Here is a 20,753-nt window from a genome sequence, read left to right as displayed (position 1 = left end):
ATAAATCTGTATTCACTGTCGATTATTTATTTTTTCAATTCGTTTTTATTTTATTTTTATTCCAACTGAATCACTTTTCCGCGATCATTGCTGCTGTTGCTTCCGAGTATGAAATCAGATTTTTCGGGTAAAATCTTGAACGTAAGCGGTTTGTTTCGATGCGATTGCATGTAGGCAATGGTTTCCTTAAACGACCAAACATTGTTATCAAAAATAATTTCAATATGCCCGCCCAAAATCTCTGTAGGCGAATTTAAACCATTTTTGGGCGTAGATTCTGACAGCGTGACTTTTTTTCCTAACAAGTTTTCAACTTTTACCTTTAAATCTTGGTTGTCCGAAAACAGGAAATAGGCATCGATTTTTTTGGACGCTGCGACGGGCTGATTCTTTTTCATCGTCGAAAAAACAAAAGCACCGAAATTCATAAAAGCCTTAAAAACAAAAGACACTTTGAAATGCTTTTTGTAAAACAATTCCATCGCGCTTTGAAAACTTCTGAGGTATTTTTGGTCTTTCACCGTACTTTCACCTTTGTAATGGATTACGGTGGTTTCAGCGAAATAATAATTGCTTTTTCCGGACTGCAACGAACGATAGCTCAGATCGATATCTTCTCCGTACATGAAAAACGCTTCGTCAAAACCGTTGAGCTGTTGATACAATTCGCGACGCATCAACATGAAAGCACCCACAAGCACATCGACTTTCCCAGTTTGGTTTTCAGTCAGGTGCTGTGCGTAATATTTGCCAAATTTTTGTGAGTTTGGAAAGAGTTTATACAACCCGGCTACTTTGGCAAATGCTACTGACGGCGTCGGAATGCCACGTTTACTTTCGGGTAAAAACCGCCCGGTGCCATCAATCAGTTTGCAACCTACAATGCCGAGATCGGTTTTGGTTTTTGCAAAGGCCAATAGTTTTTCAAAAGTATCTTCGGCAACTACGGTATCGGGATTTAAAATGCATAAGTATTCGCCTTGGGCTTCCGCGACACCAATGTTATTGCCTTTCGGGAAACCGGTGTTCTCTTTATTTTCAATCAGTCTGACGTTTGGAAAACGTTGTTTCATCATCGCGCAACTGTCGTCTGGGGAATTGTTATCGACGACAATGATTTCGCCTTCAATGTTTTGCAGCGCTTTTTGGACGCTGAGCACACATTGTTCGAGGAAATAGCGAACATTGTAATTGAGAATGATGACGGAAATTTGCATGCGCAAATATAACGGAATGTTGCGGGTTTTGAAATTGGAAATTGGAAATTTGAGATGGGAACGCGGATGACACGGATTTTAAGGATAGTCGCGAATTTGCCTTGACGATTTTAGCCCCGATAGAAGAGAAAATCCTTTTGTTCTGGTGTTCAGAACAAAAGATTGCAACGGATAGCGGGATTAGCTTCCAATAAAAAACCAAAACCGATAACCGACAACCGACAACTAAACACTATTTTTGCCAAAAATTATCACTGTGAATTACTTATCTGTAGAAAATATATCGAAGTCGTTTGGCGAACGTACGCTGTTTGAGAATATCTCATTTGGCATCAATAAAGACCAGAAAATTGCGTTCATCGCGAAGAATGGCACCGGGAAAACGACGATCATGAACATCATCAATGGCGAGGATGAGCCCGACACCGGAAAGGTCGTGATCCGAAAAGAAATCAAGATGGCTTTTTTGTCGCAGACGCCGAATTTGCAGGATGAACTTACGATTGAGGAAAGTATTTTTGCCTCAGACAATGAAGTTTTGAAAGTCATTGAACAATACGAAAAGGCGCTTGAAAACCCAGAAGATGAAGAAGCTTACCAGCGCGCTTTCGACCAGATGGACCAACACAACGCCTGGGATTTTGAAACGCAGTTCAAACAGATTTTGTTTAAATTGAAGCTCGAAGATTTCAAACTGAAGGTGAAAAGTTTGTCGGGTGGGCAGAAAAAAAGGTTGTCGCTTGCGATTATTCTGATCAACCGTCCGGATTTGTTGATCCTCGATGAGCCTACGAACCACCTTGATTTGGAGATGATCGAATGGCTCGAAAGTTACTTCGCCAAAGAAAACATCACGTTGTTTATGGTCACGCACGACCGTTTCTTTTTGGAGCGTGTCTGTAATGAAATCATCGAACTCGACAACGGCAAACTCTACCAATACAAAGGCAATTATTCTTATTATTTGCAAAAGAAAGAAGAACGCATTGCCTCGGAAAACGCAAGCATCGACAAAGCGCAAAACTTGTTTGTAAAAGAACTCGAATGGATGCGCCGACAGCCCAAAGCGCGTACGACCAAATCGAAATCGCGTCAGGACGATTTTTACGTGATCAAACAGAAAGCGGAAAGCCGACGCAAGGAAAATATCGTGGAGCTTGAGATCAATATGGAGCGCATGGGCAGCAAGATCATCGAACTGCATAAAGTGTCGAAGAAATTTAAGGATCGCGTGATTCTCGACAATTTCACTTTCGATTTCCAGCGCGGCGAACGTATAGGAATTATTGGGAAAAATGGTACCGGGAAATCGACGTTTTTGAATTTGATTACGGGAACCATTCCACTCGACAGCGGCAAAGTCATCAAAGGCGACACCATCAAAATTGGATATTATACGCAAAGCGGAATCAACCCAAAACCCGGGCAGAAAGTCATTGATATCATTAAGGAATATGGCGAATACATTCCACTCACAAAAGGGAAAATCATTTCCGCAGGGCAATTGCTCGAGCGTTTTCTTTTCGACCGCAAGAAGCAACATGATTATGTTGAAAAACTCAGCGGTGGCGAGCTTAAACGTTTGTATTTGTGTACGGTTTTGATTCAGAATCCTAACTTTCTGATTCTCGATGAGCCGACGAATGACCTTGATATCGTAACCTTAAACGTTCTGGAAAGTTTCCTTTTGGATTATCCGGGTTGTCTGCTTGTAGTGTCGCACGACCGTTATTTCATGGATAAGATCGTGGATCATTTATTTGTATTTCGCGGCCAAGGCGAGATTGAAGATTTTCCGGGCAATTATTCCGATTTCAGGGCTTATGAAGACAGCGCTGACGTCGCTCAAAAAGAAGAAAATAAAACCGAAAAGAAAGACTGGAAACAGCAGAACAACACTTCGGGTTTGACGTTCAACGAGCAGAAGGAATTTCAGAAAATTGAGCGTGAGATTAAAGATTTGGAATACGAGAAAAAACAGATCGAGCAACAGTTTTCCGATGGCAAAGTCGCCGATGACATGATTGAAAAGAAAGCGTTGGAATTGCAGCACATCATCACCAAAATTGAAGAAAAAGAAGAGCGTTGGTTTGAATTGAGCGCGAAAATTGAAGGCTAGATTTTAAGACTGTAAGACTTTGAGATTTTAAGATTATGCTGCATCAAATAAAATCATTTCTTCGATTCCTATGGAACTCCAAAAACCAACATGGCGTGCATTCTCCGTTTGTGTTTGCTTTGGTGACGCAATGTTTTTATGATAAGAAAATCAAACCAGAATATGCTGTTTTAAGGAATTACCGAAATGCACTTTTACAAAATAAAAATACGATTGAAGTGACAGATTTCGGAGCCGGTTCACGCGTCTTCAAAAGCAATACGAGAGCGATCCATCAAATTGCGAAAAACGCCGGAATCTCTAAAAAACGGTCGGAATTGTTATTGAGAATCACACAATATTTCCAACCGCAAAATATTTTAGAAGTTGGAACTTCTCTGGGTTTGGCGACTTCCGCACTTTCGTTGGGAAACCCAAAATCTAAAATTACGACGCTTGAAGGTTGTCCGGAAACTGCAAAAATCGCCCAAAATCAATTTGAGAAATTGCAATTCAAAAACATCGAATCTGAAGTTACCGAATTTGAGAACTTTCTCAACAAACAAACGACAAACGACAACTGGCAACTAGTCTACTTCGACGGCAACCATTCCAAAGAAGCGACTTTACAATATTTCGAACTGCTGTTGCCCACAATCACGAACGAAACGGTCTGGATTTTCGATGACATTCATTGGTCTGCGGATATGGAAGCTGCTTGGGAAATCATAAAAAATCACCCGAAAGTTACCGTTACGATGGACACTTTCCAATGGGGTTTGGTGTTTTTCAGAACTGAGCAGGAAAAGGAACATTTCGTGATTCGTACTTTTTAATTTCTATTGGAAACGACTGCCCTAGCCCTGATGGCAACGGTATCCTTTTGCGACGGTGTTCGGCGCGAAAGATATAGTGAACAGCAGGTTCCCGGCTCCTAAAAACCGCCAAAAGAAAATGGCAACCATTACTGATTGCCATTCTCGCTAATTAAATTTAACCCAATTTTAAATTAATTATGCTTTTCTTATTTTTTGGCTTCCGCCATTTCGTCTGACTTAGCACCGATTCTGTTTACTTTTGCCATCGCAGCGAATTTAATTTTCAAACCAGCAATTTTGAGATTGTCTTTAGAACTCAAACCTTCTTTTTCAACGGTATTTTTTCTGCTGTCTAAAGCTTCGTACATCAATTTCACTTCATCCCAGTCTTCACGCGAATATTTGTCTTTGTTGTCTTCGGCCGTATGCACAAATTGTTGGTAAACGTCGTGGATGTTGTCTTTGTTCACCCAGTCAAAATTCATATCGTCGCCGATTTTTCCTTCACCGAATAAGGCATTACGCAATTGTTGTTTAGGATTAGGTTTCATACTGGCGGCCATTTGTGTTTTTACATTGGCTTTTACCGTTTCGTATTTTGCTTTGCTCGCACTGATTTTTTCTTCAGCGGCTTGTTTGTCTTTCAAATCCTGTAATGAAGCTTCTGCTTCGTTCATTCTGGTTTCGTAAGTACTTGCGATAGCTTCCCAGTTTGCTGAAGCTTCTTTAGCATCAACGGCTTCAATGGAATCGGTATAGACCACAAAAGAATTTACGGTTTTTTCTGCTTTTTCTGCTTTTTCATCTTTGCAGGAAGTGAATCCTAAAGCGACTAACGCTACTGCGATAAACATGGAACTACTTTTCATAATATTTTGGTTTTAAATTATACGGGCAAATTTATAGCGCATTGTTCGGGCTTCAATTTTTTTGTGTGAATTATGAAAACAATTCCATAAGTTCTGAAAAAAACGCATTTGAAGCGCCTGAAAACCCATAAATACTGCTTTTAATTTAATAATGCTTTTTTTGAAAAACAGCTCGTAACATAAACCAAAAAACACCTACTTATTCGGGAAATTGCAACAGCTATTTTTGTACATTTAAAACCTGAAAAACAATCCAAAATGGCAAACCCATTAATCAAAATTACCGACATCAAACGCGATTTTGTGCTCGGTAACGAAATTGTATACGTTCTTAAAGGCATCGATCTCAAAATCCACAAAGGCGAATATGTGGCACTAATGGGCCCATCAGGTTCCGGAAAGTCAACGTTGATGAATATTTTAGGTTGTCTGGACACGCCGACTTCCGGCACTTATATCCTCAACGGAAAAGACGTCAGCAAAATGCACGACGACGAACTCGCCGACATCCGCAACAAGGAAATCGGGTTTGTGTTTCAGACTTTCAACCTTCTGCCCAGAACTTCCGCGCTCGATAATGTGGCTTTGCCGATGGTTTACGCCGGTTATTCTAAATCGGAACGCAACGCCCGCGCCACCGAAGTCCTCGCTCAGGTAAATCTCGCCGACCGTATGGACCACCAACCGAACCAGCTTTCGGGCGGTCAAAGACAAAGGGTTGCGATTGCGCGTGCGATGGTCAACAAACCGTCGATTATTCTCGCGGATGAACCTACGGGAAACCTCGACAGCAAGACATCGGTAGAGATTATGAAACTTTTTGGCGACATCCACAAGAATGGCAATACCGTGATTCTCGTGACCCACGAGGAAGAAATCGCTGCCTATGCCAATCGCGTGATTCGTTTGCGCGACGGGATGATTGAGAGCGATACTACGAAATGATTTTAGGAGCTGTTTCCCGCTGTCCACTCTCAATCTTTTGTTCTGAACACCAGAACAAAAGGATTTCCGCTACCATCGGGGCTAGGGCAATCCGTTCTGAATAACCAATAAATAGTACTATGAAAAAAGTTTTGTTGTTGTGGTTTCTTTTGGTCGGTTTTAATATGGCTTTTGCGCAAAACCAGATGCAGAAAAATGCCATTGAGAACTTTACGATACAATACAACAACAATGATTTCGATAAGATTTATGAGTCCTTTTCGCCAAAAATGCAAAGCGCTTATTCTAAAAAATATTATTTCAGTTTTTTTGCTACGGTTAAAAAAAGTAGAGGATCATTATTATCGGTTCAATTGGTAGACTACAGTGAAAAAGCTCAAAAATCCAGAGCGCAATATACCGGTCATTTTGAGTACGGCAGTGCCATCATCAGAATTACAATGAACGCACAAAATCAAATCATCGGCATCTATATTAAAAAAGAGAATCTGCTGTAAAATTTACAATCATCAACCTTATCTTCAATCAAATTCCAAATGAAAATCGCCTTACTCACTTGCGAAAGATTACCAGACTTAACGGCAAACGATCAATTGCTAATACCCGAATTGGCGAAACATAACATCATTTCACAGGCCGCAATCTGGAGCGACAAAACCATCAATTGGTCCGATTTCAATTGCCTGATTTTCCGCAACACCTGGGATTATTATGAGAAAGAAACCGAATTCAACACTTGGCTCGATCACATCGAAAAGCTCGGAATCAAAACCCTTAACGCTTTAGAAATCGTAAAACAGAACAAGCATAAATTCTATTTACGCAATTTCCAACAGCAAGGCATTCCAATTTTGCCGACGGTTTTCATCGAAAAGACCAACGATTTAAATCTTATCCAAATCATTCCTGCGCATTGGACAAAAGCCGTGATCAAACCTGCCTTTTCAGCTGGTTCTTATCTCACGGAAGTTTTTGAGGTTTCCGATATTGAAAAAATCAACGCAACATATCAACCTATTGCCGCAGACAAAGATTTATTGTTGCAACAATTCATGCCCGAAATCGAGACGGAAGGCGAAACTTCATTCGTCTTCTTCAACAAAAAGTTCTCACACGCCGTCAATAAAAAACCGGCCAAAGGCGATTTCAGAATTCAGGTGCAATTTGGCGGGCAATATACAGCGGTAGAACCTAACGCTTCACTAATCGAACAAGCTCAAAAGATTGTCAACACTTTTTCCAATGCCTTGCTTTACGCCCGCGTCGATGGCATCATCATCAACAACCAACTACAACTCATGGAAATCGAATGCATCGAACCCGATTTGTACTTTCATTATAGTGAAGGCGCTTTAAAAAGATTTGTTGATTCGATTCTCGAATTAATCAAGTAAATTTGCTATTTGCATTTTCAAATTATCAATTATCAATTATCAATTGAATGAAAGTATATACCAAAACTGGCGACCAAGGAACCACAGCACTTTTCGGCGGAACCCGCGTCCCGAAAGACCACATCCGCATTGACAGTTACGGAACCGTTGACGAACTCAACTCGCACATCGGACTGATCCGCGACCAGCAAATGGATCAGCATTACAAAGATATACTGATTGAAATTCAGGACCGCCTGTTTACCGTTGGTGCCATTTTAGCCACGCCACCCGAAAAAGAAGTCATGAAAAATGGCGAATTGCGGTTGCAGAAATTAGGCATTCTCGAAAGCGACATTGAACTGCTCGAAAACGAAATCGACACCATGGAAGACAGTTTACCGCCCATGACACATTTTGTTTTACCCGGCGGTCATACTACGGTGTCATATTGTCATATTGCGCGTTGTGTCTGCCGCAGGGCTGAGCGTTTGGCAGTGCATTTGAGCCATAATGAACCTGTCGCGCCGATTGCCATCAAGTACCTGAACCGACTTTCTGACTACCTTTTTGTACTGGCACGGAAGTTGACTTCCGACCTGCAAGCCGATGAAGTAAAATGGATTCCACGGAAATAATTTTGATTCAAAATTGAGATTCTAATAAGTCCGATAATTTCAACAGCAACAGGACGTTCTTAACTTTTTTTAAAATAAATCGATTTTTACTTGACTGTTTCAGTAAAAAAATTATTTTTGCACAAACTAAAATCGAAAGAAGATGTATTGGACATTAGAATTAGCATCGTATTTAAGTGATGCACCGTGGCCTGCAACCAAAGATGAACTCATAGACTACGCTATCAGAGCGGGCGCACCGCTTGAAGTAGTTGAAAATCTACAATCTATAGAAGACGAAGGAGAGATTTATGAATCAATGGAAGAAATTTGGCCAGATTATCCGACCGACGAAGATTATCTTTGGAACGAGGATGAGTATTAAAAAAATAATAAAACCAATGGAAAGTCTCAAACGAGGCTTTTTTTTTGTTTAAATTTGCACACCTTTATAAATCAGAAATTACACATTCATTATGAGTTTCATCAATAGCATTATCAAAGCATTTGTAGGCGATAAATCACAGAAAGACGTCAAAGCTTTACAAGGCAAACTGAATAAAATCAAAGCCCTTGAAAGTACCCTGATGAGCCTTTCTCACGATGAACTGAGAGCCAAAACAGCAGAGTTCAAAGAAAAAATCAAACAAGCCCGCGCCGAGAAAGATGCCAAAATCAATGCTTTGCTGCAAGAAGTAGAAAGCATCGAAGATATCGACAAAAGAGAAGACATCTACGCTGCTGTTGATGCCTTAGAAAAAGAAGCCTACGAGATTTCTGAAAAAACCCTCAACGAAATTTTACCTGAAGCGTTCGCTGTCATCAAAGAAACGGCCCGAAGATTCAAAGAAAATACCCAACTTACCGTTACCGCAACGCCTAAAGACCGCGAATTGTCGGCGACAAAATCCTATGTGACGATTGTCGGAGATGAAGCGAATTGGGCAAACACCTGGAATGCTGCCGGAAAAGAAATCACCTGGGACATGATCCACTATGATGTGCAGTTGATTGGCGGAATGGTTTTGCACGACGGAAAAATCTCCGAAATGCAAACCGGAGAAGGAAAAACATTAGTCGCGACTTTGCCTTTATACTTGAACGCACTTACCGGAAACGGCGTACACTTAGTAACCGTCAATGATTATTTGGCCAAACGTGACAGCGCGTGGAAAGCTCCATTGTTCGAATTCCACGGATTGTCTGTAGAATGTATCGACAACTACCAACCCAATACTGCAGAACGCAAAAGAGCTTATGATGCCGACATCACTTACGGAACCAACAACGAGTTCGGTTTCGACTATCTGAGAGACAACATGGCGCATTCTCCTGAAGATTTAGTGCAGAGAAAACACAACTTCGCGATTGTCGATGAGGTCGATTCTGTATTGATTGATGACGCAAGAACACCCTTGATTATTTCCGGTCCTGTGCCTCAAGGCGACCGTCACGAATTCAACGAATTGAAGCCAAAAATCGAAAATCTGGTGAACCTTCAAAGACAATTGTCTAATGGATTTCTGACAGAAGCCAAAAGATTGTTCAAGGAAGGCAACGCGAAAGACGCCGGATTCAACCTGCTCAGAGCCTACAGAGCCTTGCCTAAAAACAAAGCGTTGATCAAGTTTTTGAGTGAAGAAGGCGTAAAACAATTGCTCCAGAAAACCGAAAACCAATACATGCAGGACAACAACCGCGACATGCATAAAATTGATGAAGCGTTGTATTTTGTCATTGAAGAAAAAAACAATCAGGTCGAGCTCACCGACAACGGCATCAAATTCCTTTCTACCGATACCGATGAAAATTTCTTCTTGCTTCCGGATATCGGAACTGAAATTGCCCGCATCGAAAAAATGGGCTTAGACAAAGACAAAGAAGCCGAAGAGAAAGAAAAACTGTTCCAGGATTTCTCGATTAAAAGCGAGCGCATTCATACGCTGACCCAATTATTGAAAGCCTATTCCCTATTCGAAAAAGATGTCGAATACGTCATCATGGACAATAAAATCCTAATCGTAGACGAGCAAACGGGTCGTATCATGGATGGCCGTCGTTACTCTGACGGATTACACCAAGCGATTGAAGCGAAAGAAAATGTTAAGATTGAAGCGGCAACCCAGACTTTTGCAACCGTCACATTACAGAATTATTTCAGAATGTACAGCAAGCTTGCCGGAATGACGGGAACTGCCGTAACTGAAGCAGGCGAACTTTGGGAAATCTACAAACTCGATGTAGTCGAAATCCCGACCAACCGCCCGATGGCGCGTAAAGACAAAGAAGATTTAATCTATAAAACAACCCGCGAAAAATTCAACGCGGTGATTGAAGACGTGACCGAATTATCCAAAGCAGGCCGTCCGGTACTGATCGGAACCACTTCGGTTGAAATCTCAGAATTGTTGAGTCGAATGCTTAAAATGCGCGGTGTTACGCACAACGTATTGAACGCGAAAATGCACAAACAAGAAGCCCAAATCGTTGAAGAAGCCGGAAAATCAGGCGTCGTAACAATTGCAACCAATATGGCCGGTCGTGGAACCGATATCAAATTATCGCCAGAAGTGAAAGCTGCCGGTGGTTTGGCGATTGTCGGAACCGAACGCCATGATTCTCGACGTGTAGACCGCCAGTTGCGTGGTCGTGCGGGTCGTCAGGGAGATGTCGGAAGTTCCCAATTTTATGTTTCTCTCGAAGACAACCTGATGCGTTTGTTCGGTTCTGAAAGAGTCGCGAAAGTGATGGACAGAATGGGACTCAAAGAAGGCGAAGTGATTCAACATTCGATGATGACCAAATCGATTGAACGCGCGCAGAAAAAAGTGGAGGAAAACAATTTCGGTGTCCGTAAGCGTTTGCTCGAATATGATGACGTCATGAATGCGCAACGTGAAGTGGTTTACAAACGCCGCCGTCACGCTTTACACGGCGAACGATTAAAAGTCGATATCGCGAACATGATGTACGACACGAGTGAATTGATCGTTGAAACCAACAAAGCCAACAACGATTTCAAGAATTTCGAATTTGAACTGATCCGTTATTTCTCTATCACATCACCGGTTACTGAAAGTGAATTCGAAAGATCATCAGAAAGCGAACTCAGCGGAAAAGTCTACAAGGCAGCTATGGAATTCTACACCGAGAAAACCGAACGAAGCGCCAGAGAAGCTTTGCCAATTATAGCGGGCGTTTATGAAGATAAAAACAACCAGTTCGAGCGCATCGTAGTGCCGTTCACCGACGGCATCAAAACGCTCAATGTCGTAACGGATATGAAAAAAGCCTATGAAACGCAAGGAAAACAACTCATTGCCGATTTCGAAAAGAACATCACTTTGGCGATTGTCGATGAAGCTTGGAAAAAACACTTACGCAAAATGGACGAGCTCAAACAATCGGTTCAGTTGGCCGTTCACGAACAAAAAGATCCGTTACTGATTTACAAATTTGAAGCTTACAACTTGTTCAGCTCGATGTTGAACGGTGTCAATAAAGAAGTGATTTCATTCCTGTTCAAAGGCGATTTGCCACAGCAACAAGCACCGGCCATTCAGGAAGCTAAACAGGTGAAAGTCAAGGAAAATTACAAAACCAGCAAAGACGAAATCCCGAACAGTGATTCAGCAGCGGCCGAAAACCGTGAAGCCGGACAAACCCAACAACGTCAGGTGACTGAAACGATTGTTCGCGAAATGCCGAAAATCAACCGAAATGACAACGTGACGATTAAGCACATCATGAGCGGAAAATCGGAAACGATGAAATACAAAAAAGCCGAAAGCATGATCAACTCCGGAGAATGGGTGATTGTGAATGAATAAACGGTTTTTGGTTTCTGAATTTAGATTTCAGATTTATAATAAATGAATCCTCGATTGTGAAAGCGGTTGGGGATTTTTTATATTTGGAGAAAAATGAATCTATGAAAAAAATATTACTTTTCGTATATGGCCTTTTAATTCTAATGACCAGTACTGCGTCAAAGGCTCAAACTTTAGACATTTCTTTAGCTGAATTGGGTTTCTTAGCCGATGGAAATCCACAAAAAATTACTAAGGGAACTTCAAAAATTTATTTCGCAGTAAACTCTTTGAATCTCAATAGAAAGGTACTATGGGTATATGACTCATATACCAATCAAACACATTTTGTTAACAGTATAAGTCCAGGAGACGGAATTGGCAAGTCAGCTTTTGTCACCATCAATGATATCGTTTATTTTTCGGCAAAAAACAGTAATAACGGAGAAGAGTTATGGAGGAGTGATGGTACCGAAACTGGCACCTATCAAATTACAAACACGAACAACAATTCTAATAGTATAACAAGTATTATTGCATATAATGGTAAGTTAATATTCAATTTTACTGACGCGAATAACGGAAATGAAATATGGATCAGTGACGGCACAGCGATAGGGACAACTTTACTCAAAGACATAAGTCAAGGAACCTACAGTAGTGATGTTAACGACTTCTTCATTTTTAATAATCTACTATATTTTACAGCTTATAATGCTACTAACGGTAGGGAAATATGGAAAACCAACGGTACAACATCTGGAACTGTACTTGTAAAAGATATCAATCCTTCAGGTGCCGACGGCTTAAATATAGGGAATGACTTTATAATCTTAAACAATAATTTTTATTTCTATGCCAGAAATCAGACAAATGGTTTTGAATTGTGGAAAAGTGACGGAACAAATGCAGGAACGGTATTAGTTAAAGATATTTATTCAGGGATCAATCCATCAGCCAATGTATTAAAGGGAACTGCCCTTGGGAATAGTATTATATTTAGGGCTTTTAACTCTTCTTTCAGTTATGAATTATGGAAAACGGATGGGACAAGTAATGGAACTGTCCTTTTGAGTACTTTAGACCTCAATAATGAATCCTCTAATGAAAATTATAAATTTATTACACTTAATGGTAAAGCTTATTTTCTTGCATCGAATGCAATTTCAGGGAGAGAATTATGGACAACTGATGGAACGCCAATCGGAACAACATTGTTAAAAGATATCAAGTCTGGTTCAGAAAGCAGTTATATATCTTCATTGACATTAGGAAATGGCATCATGCTTTTCGCAGCGAGAAGTGGTAACACTGCCGGATTTTATAAGTCACTATGGAGAAGTGACGGTACGGAGTCAGGAACGTTTCAATTAAAAGAAATTGATGTCAACCGATATTCTTCTGTTTTAAATTTTACCGAGTTCAATGGACAATATTTTTTTCCGGCCTATACAACTGTTAATGGTATTGAATTATGGACAACGGACGGCACACCCATGAATACAATTCTTTTTAAAGATTGTGGGCATAATCAAGGCACCGACCCTGATTATATTAATGAAATTAATGGTAGTTATGTTTTCGTTGCGAATACAACTACCGGGCGTGAACTTCATAAAAGTGACGGAACCGTAAATGGAACGTCCATTTTAAAAGATATTAATCCTGGTGAAATTGGTTCCATTCCTTTCGCAACTACCTATGGACCTTCCCTTAAAAAAGCAGGAAATTATCTTTTTTTCAAAGCAAATAATGGAACTGGAGGAGCGGAAATATACAAAACTGACGGAACTACACAAAATACGGATTTGGTAAAAGATATTACAAATAACAGTCAAAGTGGCATTAGTGACTATACCTTGTTTATGGAATATAATAACATTTTCTATTTCAAGGGAAATGACCAAATTCATGGAGAAGAATTGTGGAGAAGCGACGGAACCGAAAGTGGGACGTACCTGGTAAAGGACATAAACCCTGGTGCGGGAAATGCCATTGATTATACCAACATAACCGGAATCAATGGTTATGCTGTTTTAAATGGTTATCTTTATTTTACAGCCAATGATGGAAATACCAAATCAATATGGAAAACCGACGGAACAGAATCCGGAACAATAAAAGTCATCACAATTCCGTCGGCAGGAAATTACGACCTCAAAGGCCCGGTCATACTAAATGCGACGTCTAATAAGATATTTTTCACAACAAACCACACGAATTCATCGTGGGGCAACAACAGTATTTGGTCAACCGATGGAACACAATCGGGCTGCCAGCTTTTGTTAGAATCCCAATCTAGTTCTTCAATATCGCAGAGCTTCATCTATGACGATTATATTTATTTTCAAATCGTTAACAGTGGCATTAAATTAATGAAATCCGACGGGACAATCGGCGGGACAACGGTACTGAATCAGGGTCAAAACCTATACTATAACTTATTTAAAATTTGCGGTAGCTACCTCTTCTTTACGAAAACCAGCAATTCTGGTTTGGATGAACTCTGGAGAACCGACGGCACTGTATCTGGAACCCTAAAACTGGTAAACAGCGGTACCTTCCAAACTAGTCCTATTGATATCTGTGGCTGTTTTAACCAGAGATTAGTTTATCAAGCCGACACTTGGTCTTACGAATTCTGGATGACGAACGGAAACGCAGACAATGTTTTCCCTGTTAGCCTCAACGTAATCAATGATAATCCTTTTAATTATCCGGACATGTTGTATCAAATCTGGACCATTGACGATAAAATATTCGTTAGAGCAAATACCGCGAGTAACGGAGCAGAATTATATGTCGGCAGTTTATCAAACCTGTTGAGTACAACTGAGGTCGATGACAACTTTACCCTTCCGTCAAAAACACAAACCGTTATATATCCTAATCCAGCCCATGAAATGATTACGATCTCCTCAAACGACAAATCGAATATTGAATCCGTCACATTATACGATCTGAAAGGGATGAAAATTGAAGAGGCCGATTATAATGCTGAAAAAGTAAACCTAAACCTCGCGAAATTCGCAAAGGGCATATACCTGGTCAAGATAAAGACGAAAAACACAACAGAAATTCAGAAGATTATTTTAAAATAACGTATGCAAATGAAATCCAAAACTTATATTACGACCTTACTTCTTGTCTCTTGCTTCTCTTTCGCACAAACCATCGAGAAGCTCAAAACAGAAACGCGAAAAATCTACGACGCCAATTACAACATGGATTTTGATACGATTGTCAAACTTTCCTATCCTAAAATCGTCTCCCATTTCGGCAAACAGAAATTCCTCGACAAACTCGACAAGGATTACCAGAATGAAGAATACCGCATGCGCCTACAGCTCGTTGCGCCCGTTTTCGAATACGGCCCGATCAAACAAATTGACGGTATTACGTTCTGCGTGATAGCCTACAAAAATCCAGTGCGTTATTTTTTTGAAACCAAATTAGATTCGAACACTTCATTACTGAAAGCTAATTTTCTGCGTGAAAAAGACCGCATTAGAGACGTACTTTTCGAACCTAAAAGGAATAGTTTCAATGTGAGACGTATTTCAAAACTAATTGCAATTGTGGATGCTTCTACCAATAACGAATGGCGTTTTTTCAACATGGACGACGTCGCACAACGCGAACTTTTCGAAACCTTTTTTCAAGATTCGGTCAAAAAACAAGTCGGATATTAATCGTACAATCCAGCAATATTTTTTTATATTTACTTGAATTTAATTTGAAAACCAAACTTTAAAACTCCAATATCATGGCAAAAGGTCAAGACGTAAAAAAAGCCGTAAAGAAAGAACCTTTGAAAACGGCTAAAGAAAAGAAAGCGGAAAAACGCGACAAGAAAAACAGTCCTAAAAGAGACTAATAACAACAGATTTCAACCAAAGAACGCTAAGACAACACCAGTTTTCTTAGCGTTCTTTGATTTTAGAAACTAGACGTTATCGGGAAATATTTTCCCAGGATTCAGAATCCCTTTAGGATCGAAAATGGTTTTGATGCCTTTCATCAAGTGTAATTGCGTTTCGTTGAATGCGATGTCCATATAGTTTTTCTGAACGTAACCAATGCCGTGTTCGCCCGAAAGTGTTCCTTTGAGCGACACCGTCAATTCGAAGATTTCCCGGATGCCTTTAGTCACTTCGGTTTTCCAAGCTTCATCAGGCATATCGCCTTTTACGATGTTCACGTGCAGATTGCCGTCGCCCGCATGGCCGTAACACACCGATTGAAAACCGTACTTCTTCCCGATTGATTTGATTCCCGAAAGCAATTTTGCGAGTTCATATCTAGGAACCACTGTATCTTCTTCCTTATAAATCGAGTTTGATTTTACCGCTTCAGCTACAGAACGACGCATTTTCCACAAAGCGTTTTTCTGGTCTTCCGTGTCAGCGAAAAGCACCTCATCAATTTCAAATTTTTCGACCACGCTCATGATTTTTTCCGCTTCCTGAAATAAAATATCGGGATAATTCCCATCGACTTCAATCAACAAATGTGCTTGGATATTATCGGAAACATTGACATTCAATCCTTCCACGAACTTTAACGTCCAGTCAATCGCGTCGCGTTCCATGAATTCTAAAGCGCTCGGCATCACGCCGGCTCTGAAAATAGCCGAAACCGCTTCACAGGCTTCTTCGGCTTTAAAAAACGGAACGAGCATCAACACATTATGTGAGTGCTGCGGCAACAATTTCATCACGATTTTAGTAATGACGCCAAGCGTTCCTTCGCTGCCGACCATCAGTTGTGTTAGGTTATATCCGGTAGAATTTTTTAAAGTATTCGCGCCCGTCCAAATGATTTCACCATTCGCCAAAACCACTTCAAGATTCAACACATAATCTTTCGTCACACCATATTTCACGGCTCTGGCGCCACCGGCATTTTCAGCGACATTCCCACCAATCCAACAACTACCTTGGCTGCTCGGATCCGGCGGATAGAACAATCCTTTTTCAGCCACACTTTCTCTTAAAACCTGAGTAATTACGGCCGGTTCGACAGTAACCTGCAAATTCTGCTCATCAATGTGGAGGATTTTATTAAACCGATCCATCGCAAGTCCAATGCCTTCATAAATCGATAACGCGCCGCCGCTCAAACCGGTTCTCGCGCCAATCGTGGTTACGGGAATCAAGTGTTGACTGGCGAGTTTCAAAATAGCGGAAATCTCTTGAGGTGTTCCGGGTTTTACGACTACGCCCGGCGGAAAAACATAGTCTTCGGTTTCGTCGTGTCCGTAATGGTTTCGGGTGTCGATATCGGTAAACACATAAGCATCGCCGACAATAGCGGACAGTTTTTTAACGATTTCGGAAGAGATTTGTAAAGTCATGGTAGTGATTGTTGAAGCGTAAAAATAGGATTTTGTATAGAGTTGCGCAAGTGAAAAAGAGGTGGATTGTAGGTTGTAAGTTAGGAGCCATTTCCCGCTATTCACTCTCAATCTTTAGTTCTGAACGCCAGAACTAAAGGATTTCCGCTACTATCGGGGCTAGGGAATTGCTCTAGAACGAAAACTGCGTGAGGGATTGACGCTTTGTCTGAGCTCTTTTTGCGCTGGCGTTCAGCGTAAAAAAGCGAGTGCGGAAAGCCCGACCCTTGTGGTCACGCCCAAACCTGCAACCTACTTCTTCTTCAAATTCGGAAGCCAATAGCAAATCACGCCAATAATCGGCAGCAACGAGCAAATGTGATACACAAACTGTATTGAAGTGTGATCGGCTAAAATGCCAAGCAAGGCCGAACCTAACGCGCCCATTCCGAAAGCGAATCCGTAGAACAAGCCCGAAATCATGCCGAGTTTTTTAGGAATCAATTCCTGCGCATACACGATAATCGCCGGAAAGGCCGAGGAAATGATCATGCCGATGATAATCATAAGCACATCGGTCCAGAATAAATTGACGTACGGCAACAACAAAGCAAACGGCGTCGCGCCGAAAACCGAAAACCAGATGATGTATTTCCTGCCGAACTTATCGCCGAGCGGCCCGCCCATAATGGTTCCCGCAGCATACGCAATCAGGTAAATGAACATATGGTATTGCGCCTGCTGGATCGAAAGGTGGAACTTATCGATCAGGAAAAAAGTGTAATACGTTGACAAACTCGCTGAGTAGAAAAACTTAGAAAAAATCACGACCAACAATATCACAATACTCCATTTGACGCGGCTTTTCGATAGGTTGTGAAAGTCTACAATCACGGTCGTTTTGTGCGTTTTTCGGATTAAATGGTCGCGGTACCAAAAGGCAATTTTACTGATAATCCCAAGCGCAATAACTGCCGCAATGACAAACCAAAGAATGTATTTCTGCGAATTCGGAACAACAATCAAAGCCACCAACAACGGACTCAAAGCGGTTCCGAAATTACCGCCGACCTGAAAAATGGATTGCGCCAACCCGCGTTTTCCACCTGAAGCTAAATTCGAAATTCTGGCGGATTCGGGATGAAAAATAGCAGAACCGGTTCCGATGAGGCAGACGGAAACCAAAATCCAATAGAAATTGTTAGCGTACGAAAGGCAAATGATTCCCAAAAGCGAAAACACCATTCCGTAAACTTGGGAAAAAGGTTTCGGGTGTTTGTCGGTATAATAACCCACAAACGGTTGCAAGATTGACGCAGAAAACTGGAATGCGAACGTAATCAATCCGATTTGGGTGAATGATAGGTTGTAGTTTTCCTTCAAAATCGGATACACTGACGGAATGATTGCCTGAATCAGATCGTTGAGCAAATGCGCAAAACTGATCGCGAACAAAACCGAAAAAATGGTTTTGGAAACTACGGCGTCTTTTGAAGTATTGATATCGGGTGAATCCATTTAAAAAGTGTTGAGAATAAAATACCAGAAAGCCAACGTAATGAACGAAAGCGGAATACCCACACCGACCATCATGTTGCTGAGTTTTGGTTTTAAGCCGTAAGAGGCCGATAAAATCGTTCCGGTAATCATCGGCGCCATCGCAGCTTCCATGATGGAAACATCGACGACCAGGCCTTTTCCGTGGAGGATCAGTTTATAAAAAATATAGAAAAATGCCGGTGTCAGTATCAATTTGAAAAACAAGCCGAATCTCAGAAATTGCCAATGCTGGCTGTGCTTGTCGATTTTCAATTGTAAGCCCACAGATAATAACGCGATTGGCGTTACGGTGCTTCCGAGTTTCTGAAAAACAGTTTGCACATCGGAAATAAAATCAAGTTTGAAAATGCTCAGCATACAAGCCGCGACAAATCCTAAAAATGGTGGAAACAAAAGAATTTTTGAAGCGATGGTTTTGGCTTCGGTTTTCCCTTTGGAATAGATTGTGGCAGTAATGACGCCGAGCGTAGCCATGACGACAAACGAACCCGGTTGATCGACTACAATCGCGGTTTTCAACCCTTCTTCGCCATACAAAGCCTGGATTACGGGAAAACCTACGAATGACGTATTTCCCAAACCTGCGGTAAGCGTAAGACAACCGATGAGTTTGTTCGACCATTTGAGCCTGCGTCCGATTAAATAGAAAAAAATAAACGAGAATAAAAACCCCAACCAAGCGATACCGAGCGGATAAAGCAATTGCGCATTGAGTTTGATTTTGGGAATGTAGAACAAAGCCAGCGCCGGCAACGAAATATAAATAACAAACTGGTTGAGCGTCAGGTGCGCATTTTTAGGAAAGGTCTTGACATATTGCAGTCCGAATCCTAAAATCAGGCACAGGAATAACATGATAATACTATCCATGCGGATGGGGCATTTTTTTTTTTGCAAAGGAACGTCAAAAAAAGACAAATGCAAGTTTTAAAAGGCAAAAAGCGGTCTTAAAAATATCGCGCTCCCGATTTACAAGCCATGATTATTTTACTAAATTTACCCAAACGTTTTTCCTTTGGCTACCGAAAAAAAGAAACCCAGCGCGCTTCAAGAAAAAGATGGCATTTCTCCACCAGAAATGATCAGTGCGACTTCCGTAGAAAATATTCAGCAATTCAGAAAAAAACTGCCCACTACACAAGAACTTGTCGAAGGCATTTTATCGGGCAATATTACTGCTTTAAGCCGCGCGATTACGCTTGTGGAAAGCACCAATCCGAATCATTTAGATCAAGCTAATGAAGTCATCAATGCTTGTCTGCCGCATGCCAACAAATCTGTGCGTATTGGCATCACGGGCGTTCCGGGCGTTGGTAAAAGTACGTTCATCGAAGCTTTCGGAAAATACCTCACGGGCTTAGGAAAAAAAGTGGCCGTTTTGGCCGTCGATCCGAGCAGTACGATTTCTAATGGCAGCATTTTAGGTGATAAGACACGCATGGAAGAATTGGTTAAAGATGCCAACGCTTACATCCGGCCTTCCGCTTCCGGTGAAACTTTGGGTGGTGTCGCGAGAAAAACCAGAGAAACCATTACGCTTTGTGAAGCCGCAGGTTTTGACACCATCATCATTGAAACTGTGGGTGTCGGGCAAAGCGAAACCGCCGTGCACAGCATGGTCGATTTCTTTCTATTGTTAAAGATTTCAGGTGCCGGCGACGAATTGCAGGGCATCAAACGCGGGATTATGGAAATGGCCGATGCGATCGTCATCAACAAAGCCGATGGCGACAACATCAAAAAAGCAAAACTAGCCAAAACGGAATTCAATCGAGCGTTGCATTTATTTCCGGCCAAAAAATCAGGCTGGACTCCGACGACCGCCACTTGCAGCGCGATTACCGGCGATGGTATTGCTGATGTTTGGAGCACGATTTTACAATTTCTGGAACTGACACAATCGAATGGTTATTTCGATGAAAAACGCAAAGAGCAGAACCAGTTTTGGATGATGGAAAGCATTGTAGAAGCATTGAAAATGAATTTCTTTCAGCATCCTGGAATTTTGTCATTGATTGAATACCATAAAAAAGCAGTGGCCCATGATGAAATTTCACCATTTGCCGCTGCTCAATTTATTTTGAAAACGTATTTCGAAAAATAATTTTCTTG

16 protein-coding genes are annotated in these 20,753 nt (G+C 41.2%); 11 read left to right on the top strand and 5 right to left on the bottom strand.

Translation table 11 applies throughout. The features are described from left to right. Window positions 1-56 precede the first annotated feature (56 nt). A complete protein-coding gene (locus Q0058_RS13250) occupies window positions 57-1,217 on the bottom strand; it encodes a glycosyltransferase family 2 protein (protein ID WP_298224721.1) in 1,161 nt (386 codons plus the stop codon). Window positions 1,218-1,473: 256 nt separating this feature from the next. Between Q0058_RS13250 and Q0058_RS13245 the strand changes: the two genes are divergently transcribed. After that, window positions 1,474-3,336, top strand: a complete 1,863-nt coding sequence (locus Q0058_RS13245) for an ABC-F family ATP-binding cassette domain-containing protein (protein WP_298224719.1) — start codon at window positions 1,474-1,476, stop codon at window positions 3,334-3,336. A 35-nt stretch (window positions 3,337-3,371) separates the two neighbouring features. Beyond that, entirely contained in the window at window positions 3,372-4,151 is a 780-nt protein-coding gene (locus tag Q0058_RS13240) for a class I SAM-dependent methyltransferase (protein ID WP_298224717.1), read from the top strand. A gap of 188 nt (window positions 4,152-4,339) precedes the next feature. Here Q0058_RS13240 and Q0058_RS13235 read toward each other — a convergent pair whose 3' ends face one another. Continuing rightward, the gene (locus Q0058_RS13235) at window positions 4,340-5,002 is read right to left on the bottom strand and encodes a hypothetical protein (RefSeq protein WP_298224716.1); all 663 of its coding nucleotides are present in this window, start codon (window positions 5,000-5,002) and stop codon (window positions 4,340-4,342) included. Window positions 5,003-5,260: 258 nt separating this feature from the next. Between Q0058_RS13235 and Q0058_RS13230 the strand changes: the two genes are divergently transcribed. From Q0058_RS13230 to Q0058_RS13195, 8 genes are all read left to right on the top strand, one after another. Next, window positions 5,261-5,947: an ABC transporter ATP-binding protein gene (locus tag Q0058_RS13230; RefSeq protein WP_298224714.1), complete on the top strand. Its 687-nt coding sequence runs from the start codon at window positions 5,261-5,263 to the stop codon at window positions 5,945-5,947. 119 nt (window positions 5,948-6,066) lie between these two features. After that, entirely contained in the window at window positions 6,067-6,444 is a 378-nt protein-coding gene (locus Q0058_RS13225; RefSeq protein ID WP_298224712.1) for a DUF3887 domain-containing protein, read from the top strand. 39 nt (window positions 6,445-6,483) lie between these two features. After that, window positions 6,484-7,341, top strand: a complete 858-nt coding sequence (locus Q0058_RS13220) for a hypothetical protein (RefSeq protein ID WP_298224710.1) — start codon at window positions 6,484-6,486, stop codon at window positions 7,339-7,341. A 47-nt stretch (window positions 7,342-7,388) separates the two neighbouring features. Continuing rightward, window positions 7,389-7,958, top strand: coding sequence for a cob(I)yrinic acid a,c-diamide adenosyltransferase (locus tag Q0058_RS13215; RefSeq protein WP_298224708.1), 570 nt, complete (start codon window positions 7,389-7,391; stop codon window positions 7,956-7,958). A gap of 142 nt (window positions 7,959-8,100) precedes the next feature. Further along, window positions 8,101-8,322: a DUF2795 domain-containing protein gene (locus Q0058_RS13210; RefSeq protein WP_022828503.1), complete on the top strand. Its 222-nt coding sequence runs from the start codon at window positions 8,101-8,103 to the stop codon at window positions 8,320-8,322. A 91-nt stretch (window positions 8,323-8,413) separates the two neighbouring features. Then, a complete protein-coding gene (gene secA / locus Q0058_RS13205; protein ID WP_298224706.1) occupies window positions 8,414-11,767 on the top strand; it encodes a preprotein translocase subunit SecA in 3,354 nt (1,117 codons plus the stop codon). A 143-nt stretch (window positions 11,768-11,910) separates the two neighbouring features. Beyond that, window positions 11,911-14,847, top strand: coding sequence for a T9SS type A sorting domain-containing protein (locus tag Q0058_RS13200; protein WP_298224704.1), 2,937 nt, complete (start codon window positions 11,911-11,913; stop codon window positions 14,845-14,847). Window positions 14,848-14,856: 9 nt separating this feature from the next. Then, the gene (locus Q0058_RS13195) at window positions 14,857-15,438 is read left to right on the top strand and encodes a hypothetical protein (RefSeq protein ID WP_298224702.1); all 582 of its coding nucleotides are present in this window, start codon (window positions 14,857-14,859) and stop codon (window positions 15,436-15,438) included. Window positions 15,439-15,692: 254 nt separating this feature from the next. Here Q0058_RS13195 and Q0058_RS13190 read toward each other — a convergent pair whose 3' ends face one another. The 3 genes from Q0058_RS13190 to Q0058_RS13180 form a co-directional block, all read right to left on the bottom strand. After that, entirely contained in the window at window positions 15,693-17,102 is a 1,410-nt protein-coding gene (locus Q0058_RS13190; protein ID WP_298224700.1) for an FAD-linked oxidase C-terminal domain-containing protein, read from the bottom strand. 291 nt (window positions 17,103-17,393) lie between these two features. Beyond that, window positions 17,394-18,599 carry an MFS transporter gene (locus Q0058_RS13185; RefSeq protein ID WP_298224698.1) on the bottom strand — a complete coding sequence of 402 codons (1,206 nt, stop codon included), beginning with the start codon at window positions 18,597-18,599 and terminating at the stop codon, window positions 17,394-17,396. After that, on the bottom strand, window positions 18,600-19,511 hold the full coding sequence (locus tag Q0058_RS13180) for an AEC family transporter (protein ID WP_298224696.1): 912 nt from the start codon (window positions 19,509-19,511) through the stop codon (window positions 18,600-18,602). Window positions 19,512-19,656: 145 nt separating this feature from the next. Here Q0058_RS13180 and meaB point away from each other — a divergent pair, with 145 nt between their 5' ends. Next, window positions 19,657-20,745, top strand: coding sequence for a methylmalonyl Co-A mutase-associated GTPase MeaB (gene meaB / locus Q0058_RS13175; protein WP_298224694.1), 1,089 nt, complete (start codon window positions 19,657-19,659; stop codon window positions 20,743-20,745). The last annotated feature ends 8 nt before the right edge of the window (window positions 20,746-20,753 follow it).

The organism is Flavobacterium sp. (assembly GCF_027484705.1).
In the GTDB taxonomy this organism is placed as follows: domain Bacteria; phylum Bacteroidota; class Bacteroidia; order Flavobacteriales; family Flavobacteriaceae; genus Flavobacterium.
Note: the sequence above shows the minus strand (reverse complement) of the source record. Positions and strands in the feature narration are given on the sequence as shown.

Coding starts and splice junctions, on each gene's coding strand:
- Q0058_RS13195 (WP_298224702.1), top strand. CDS start 14,857: ATGAAATCCAAAACTTATATTACGACCTTACTTCTTGTCTCTTGCTTC.
- Q0058_RS13180 (WP_298224696.1), bottom strand. CDS start 19,511: ATGGATAGTATTATCATGTTATTCCTGTGCCTGATTTTAGGATTCGGA.
- Q0058_RS13190 (WP_298224700.1), bottom strand. CDS start 17,102: ATGACTTTACAAATCTCTTCCGAAATCGTTAAAAAACTGTCCGCTATT.
- Q0058_RS13240 (WP_298224717.1), top strand. CDS start 3,372: ATGCTGCATCAAATAAAATCATTTCTTCGATTCCTATGGAACTCCAAA.
- Q0058_RS13215 (WP_298224708.1), top strand. CDS start 7,389: ATGAAAGTATATACCAAAACTGGCGACCAAGGAACCACAGCACTTTTC.
- Q0058_RS13250 (WP_298224721.1), bottom strand. CDS start 1,217: ATGCAAATTTCCGTCATCATTCTCAATTACAATGTTCGCTATTTCCTC.
- Q0058_RS13210 (WP_022828503.1), top strand. CDS start 8,101: ATGTATTGGACATTAGAATTAGCATCGTATTTAAGTGATGCACCGTGG.
- Q0058_RS13230 (WP_298224714.1), top strand. CDS start 5,261: ATGGCAAACCCATTAATCAAAATTACCGACATCAAACGCGATTTTGTG.
- Q0058_RS13225 (WP_298224712.1), top strand. CDS start 6,067: ATGAAAAAAGTTTTGTTGTTGTGGTTTCTTTTGGTCGGTTTTAATATG.
- secA (WP_298224706.1), top strand. CDS start 8,414: ATGAGTTTCATCAATAGCATTATCAAAGCATTTGTAGGCGATAAATCA.
- Q0058_RS13200 (WP_298224704.1), top strand. CDS start 11,911: ATGACCAGTACTGCGTCAAAGGCTCAAACTTTAGACATTTCTTTAGCT.
- Q0058_RS13185 (WP_298224698.1), bottom strand. CDS start 18,599: ATGGATTCACCCGATATCAATACTTCAAAAGACGCCGTAGTTTCCAAA.
- Q0058_RS13235 (WP_298224716.1), bottom strand. CDS start 5,002: ATGAAAAGTAGTTCCATGTTTATCGCAGTAGCGTTAGTCGCTTTAGGA.
- Q0058_RS13220 (WP_298224710.1), top strand. CDS start 6,484: ATGAAAATCGCCTTACTCACTTGCGAAAGATTACCAGACTTAACGGCA.